Raw genomic sequence first — 3,219 nt, forward strand, 5'->3', positions numbered from 1 at the left:
AGAGGTACTGGAATAAAAACTAATCCTCCTATTTTTAAAATCTTAAAGCCTCCCAAGCCTTAAGTAAACCGTATTGGCTTATAAGCAACGAATGGGCATTGAAGAAATTTTTAGAGATTGTAAAACAAAAGGCTACGATCGGGAAGGAACTAGCTTAAAAGGAAACCGACTGATTAACATGATTCTGCTCGTGACACTCGCCTACAGTTCGGCCATATTAGAATGCACCTCTCTTCGGAAAAAGCAAGTATAAAAAGATGTATGTCGGCGTCAACAACCTAAAAAAAGATATCGAAGACGGAGTACATTTGGTATTGGCTTAGATGGATAAAAGTGGGTTAATTATCTCGAACAATATTCTTTGGAGGTGGAACAGTTAATGAAGTTAACTCGAAATAAACGCCGCTTTTATCAACAAGGTATGCGGGCTGCAACCCTGATTCGGTCTATCTCCTAGACCTCTTTGTCACCCCCCAGGTTTTCCTGACTGGATTTCTTGTGATGTCCTCTCGATTTTTTTTAGTTATTTATTTATACTTGGATACTCCTCCGGTGTCATGTACTAAACGATTTTTTTCTATCGGCAATAGTAAATATTTCCCAAACTGTCAATTTTGCTATCAGTTTTTGGGACGCATACCAGCTATTCATAAGCACTTGGGCGAAAGAAATATGTTGGCTGTTGACCAAACCATCTAACATATCAGCAACGTATTATAGATGGCTTTTACCATCATCACAAAGGCGCTAAATCCGGTAATTTATTACCTAAAATCCACCGCTTTTTTGGTTGATATACAATTTATAAACCCTATTCCTGGTAATAGTCTGTGCTCTTTTACTATATGGGCTGCTGACCATTGGTGACAAGTTAAGAAGAGCGCTCGCTCGTCAAGAGGGACTTTCTTTACAAGATCAAACGTGTGAAACTCAGAATGGATCAGTCATAAGGCCCCGGTGAGTCCCCATGAGCCGAACCCGAAAAACTAATAGAGACCATGCTAAGAAGAGCCAACGACCGATGGTCGAAGACGAAGTGGTCGCTGCCCAACTCGAAGCCTTGGTCACGCCCGCCATTACCGCTCAAGAAAATTACTACCGCCGACTGGGGCTGAGAGACCGAATACTCAACCTACCATTGATGGTGGCAGCGCTCCTGACTCTACTGTGGCGAGATGTGGCAGGAGTCAGAGAATTAAGCCGCATCTTAGGAAGAGAAGGTTTGTTATGGTGTCCCCCCACACAGGTAAGTCAACAAGCTCTTTCTCAAAGATTTTTGACCTTTCCGGCCGAGTTATTCGAGAGAGTTTTCAAAGAATTGTTGCCCCATCTGAGACAGGCTTGGTGCTCACGAACTCGCCGTCTTGAACCAGAAAGTACACAGTTTGCCCGTCGCTGCTTTGAGCAGATTTGGATTGCCGACAGTTCAACCCTAGAAGCTCTATTTCGGAAACTCAAAAGTTTAGAAACTCTCCCCAAAGGTCCATTAGCCGGAAAGATGACAGTGGTCATCGATTTAATTACCCGCTTGCCTATCGAGATTGGATTTGACGAAAATCCCAGAGCCTCGGACACCTCCTGGGAGAAAGACCTGTTAGCATTAGTCAAACCCCAGACCTTACTGCTACTAGATAGAGGGTTTTATCACTTTCAATTTTGGCATCAATTGAGAGAACAAGGCGTGGATTTAATTACCCGACTCAAAAAACGAGCGACGATACAAGTCGAGGCAGTGTTGACCAACAGCTATAGTCTGCGATACCGCCGAGTGCGTCTGGGTTCGGGAACGAAAAAGACTCCATTTATCACCTTACGTTTGATAGAAGTGCGTTCGGGGAACACCTGGCATTCTTACCTGACCTCCGTACTCAACCCAGCCATTCTCCCGCCCTATGTGGTGGCGGATTTGTACCGACGGCGCTGGCGGATTGAAGAGGCATTTAACGTAGTAAAACGGCTGTTAGGACTCAGTTATTTATGGACGGGTTCCCTGAATGGCATCAAGTTACAGATTTGGGGAACTTGGCTGTTTTATGGTCTTTTGGTAGATTTAGGAGATGCCGTGGCTGACGAGATGTCCCTAGAATTTGAGAGCATTTCTTTGGAGATGATTTATCGAGGTCTGTATCATTTTCAAGTGGCTCATCACAAGGGATTATCTGCTGACCCCGTGAAGTATTTTGCCTAGCTAGGAAAATCGAGATTTAGGGATTGTCAAATCTCAACGAAAACCCAAGTTAAAATTGATTATCGCTCCCTTTCCGGATGCCACCCTACGTGGAGAACCATTTTTCTTTGAGCCACTGCCGAAAATACCCTTGACAACTGGCTTTGAGCCTTAACTTGTCACCAATGGCTGCTGACTAATTCGATATTTTGCTCGTATCTTTTGTCTAATACCCTCGTCCTCAAAAACTAGGGATACCTCAGCATATTCTGTGATGTCTCATTTCAGGTTATGCCACAATAGGTTGGGTATTAATTCTGAATTTTTTCAGTAACGGTTGATAGTATTATGGCTAAATTATTCTAAATGTTAGCCTAAAAATTTTAAAGTGTCGTTGGTTTGACTGGTCAGTAAATCTTTGCAATAATATACATAGTTAATGACATATTTAGACATGGTTCAGATGTCGAACAAGTATTATCGCAGCAATCGCCTTCTAACGAGTCAATTGTGCAATACGATCGGCTTTTTCGTCAGCGTTTCATGCTCCGGGGCTCGCTCAATGTTAATTTGTGCTTGTGCGATCGCACCTCTCTATCCATCCCGAACAATTTTTGAGTAACAGATCAATTAGTAGCGATCGCACAAGCACAGACACGCTATATGTAGAGTGCCTGCGTAAGTCCTTGAGTTATCTAGGATATTAGGAAAAAAACAGCTATCAGTGTATCCTTGACTTTTGGAGCGTGAATCAATGGAATGGGGAATGGGTAATGGGGAATTAGTGATGAGTTTTAGTTTCCTATTAAGTCCGATCGCACAACCCCAATAAAATTGGTTTGTAGTAAAAATTTGAGCTACCAACCCTTGTGTACCTTGGGACACCTGAAAACCGCGATACAAAGTTATACCAAATCCGGTTTCTATACGCCTGGCTCTCCTGACTTTATGGTGTATAATGTAACAAAAAATACATTTGTTCTCATGGACTTTTATTTGGACTATATATTAGACTTGCCTGGAGTGAAGGTTGAAAGTTGTACTCAAATTGA

General features: G+C 42.6%; 1 pseudogene. It reads left to right on the plus strand.

Annotation, left to right across the window (positions count from 1 at the left end):
* The first annotated feature begins 1,021 nt into the window (after nt 1-1,021).
* Nucleotides 1,022-2,342: pseudogene (locus tag QUA54_RS33870) on the plus strand (IS4 family transposase).
* Nucleotides 2,343-3,219: the final 877 nt, after the last annotated feature.

This window comes from Microcoleus sp. MOSTC5 (assembly GCF_036701825.1).
In the GTDB taxonomy this organism is placed as follows: domain Bacteria; phylum Cyanobacteriota; class Cyanobacteriia; order Cyanobacteriales; family Microcoleaceae; genus Microcoleus; species Microcoleus asticus.